At 62.4% G+C, this 1,987-nt stretch carries 2 protein-coding genes and 1 pseudogene; all 3 read left to right on the forward strand.

Annotated features, from left to right (window positions below):
• Nucleotides 1-231, forward strand: a pseudogene (locus V6C07_RS06025) (hypothetical protein); the annotation flags it as partial.
• Nucleotides 209-988 carry an energy-coupling factor transporter transmembrane component T family protein gene (locus V6C07_RS06030; protein ID WP_333535457.1) on the forward strand — a complete coding sequence of 260 codons (780 nt, stop codon included), beginning with the start codon at nt 209-211 and terminating at the stop codon, nt 986-988. The pseudogene V6C07_RS06025 and the gene V6C07_RS06030, both read left to right, overlap by 23 nt.
• A partial coding sequence (locus tag V6C07_RS06035) for an ABC transporter ATP-binding protein (protein ID WP_333535458.1) occupies nt 988-1,987 on the forward strand: 1,000 nt, incomplete at its 3' end. The genes V6C07_RS06030 and V6C07_RS06035, both read left to right, overlap by 1 nt.

A 1,987-nucleotide genomic window follows, 5' to 3' on the forward strand; every position in this document is an offset into this window, starting at 1 on the left:
CTTGGCGGCTACGCAAGGCCCTGGGGGCCGCTGGTGGCCGTGGCCGTGTTCGACATTCTGTTCCGCGTCTGCTCGCTTGGCGTCTCGTGGCTGTTCATGCGGGAAAATCCCGCCATGCTCATGGCCGCCATTCCTGTGGTGACCCTGGGCTACCTCGGCGCCGTCATGGGTCTTTTTACCGGTGTGGGAGCCGTAAGGGAGCTGCGCCATGCAGGCATTGTACGCCAGTAATACCCCGTTGCCGCAAGGCTGGCTTTATGAGGCAGATGTGCGGGCCAAGCTCGCGGTGAGCCTTCTTGCGTCCATAGGCACGCTGGCCGTTTCAAACCTTGCGGGGCAGCTTGTTCTGGCGGGGGCATCACTGTGCTACGCGCTTTTCATGCGCCGGCCCAAGGCCCTTCTTGTGGCCTATGCCGTTATGGCCGTCATGTGTCTCATGGCCCTCGGCTGTGTGTGGGTTATGGGCCGCATATCGCCCAGGCTCATGGGCAACATGCATTACGCCTCGCTGACCATTCCCTTTCTGCGCATGCTCACCATGATGCATGTAGTGCTGCCCCTTGCGCTTTCAAGCCGGGTACAGAACCTGCTGGATGCCCTGCGCGGCCTGCGCCTGCCCTTTTGCATCTACCTGCCCTCGGCGGTCATTATCCGGTTTATTCCCACCTTTATAAATGACGTCAAACAGGTAACGGAATCTCTCAAGCTGCGCGGCTACCGCCTGAACCCCTGGACCCTGACCCGCCATCCGGTGCTCAGCCTGCGCCTTTTGTTCACCCCTCTGCTTTTCCGCTCGCTGCGCACCTCGGAAGACCTGGGCATTGCGGCGGAACTCAAGGGCCTTGGCATGGGCGAAAGCCTTACCCCCTACCGCAAGAAAGCCTGGACCCGCAGCGACAGCCTGCTCATAGCGGCTGCCGTGCTTGTCATCACCGGCGCGGGCGTATGTCAGTTCATTCTGGGCGGCCCGGCAGGAGGTATGCGCTGATGCTGCGTTTTGAAAATGTGAGCTACACCTATCCCTTCCAGCAGCGGCCCGCAGTGAGCAACATCTCGCTTGAAGTCAGGCCGGGGGAGCTTGTGCTTTGCACCGGAGCCAGCGGCTGCGGCAAATCCACCCTCATCCGTCTGGCAAACGGCCTGTGCCCCCTGCATTTTGAGGGGACGCTGGAAGGCCGCGTTCTGGTCAACGGCACGCCGACCACAGAACAGGGCCTGCCCCGGCTGGCACGTCAGGCCGGAACCCTTTTTCAGGACCCCGAGCAGCAGTTTTTTGCCCTCAATGTGGAGGACGAACTGTCCTTTGCCCTGGAATGGCAGGGGATGCCCGTGCCGCAGATGCATGAGGCCGTCAACGGCGCCGTGCGCCATTTTGGTCTGGAATCGCTGCTCGGCGCATCCATTCACGAGCTTTCCGAAGGCCAGAAGCAGAAAGTGGGACTTGCCGTCCTGTGGACGCAAAACCCGCAGGCGCTCATTCTGGACGAGCCTACCGCCAACCTTGATCCGGAATCCACGGCAGAACTGGCCCTGCGTCTCGGCGAACTCAAGCGGAAGGGCATGGCTATTCTGGTCGTGGACCACCGCCTGTACTGGCTGGCCGACGTGGCCGACAGGGTCGTGATCATGCAGGACGGCCTCATTCAGGCGCAAGGTGATTTTTCCCTCCTCCACGACGATGCGCTGCGCGCCCGCTATGGCCTGCGTCAGGCCTGCGTGCCTGACGCCCGCCCTCTGCTGCCTTCCGCTTCAGAAGCGGACGAAAAAATTGTGGACGTACACGGCCTGACCTACGCCCACAAAGGCGGGCAGCCTCTGTATAAAAATGCCCGTATGAGCCTGCCCGCCGGTATCACGGCCCTGATCGGCCCCAACGGCACGGGCAAGACAACCCTGGCGCGGGTGCTGGCGGGACTGAACCAGCCCCAGGCCGGGGAAATCCGCCTGTCCGGCCAAGCCCTGAACAATGCCCAACGCCTCGCCCGCA

The sequence above is a fragment of the Desulfovibrio sp. 1214_IL3152 genome (assembly GCF_036763055.1).
Taxonomy (GTDB): Bacteria; Desulfobacterota; Desulfovibrionia; order Desulfovibrionales; family Desulfovibrionaceae; genus Desulfovibrio.

What these genes read in the sequence shown, in the direction of transcription:
- V6C07_RS06030 (WP_333535457.1), top strand. Translation starts at nt 209, where the DNA reads ATGCAGGCATTGTACGCCAGTAATACCCCGTTGCCGCAAGGCTGGCTT.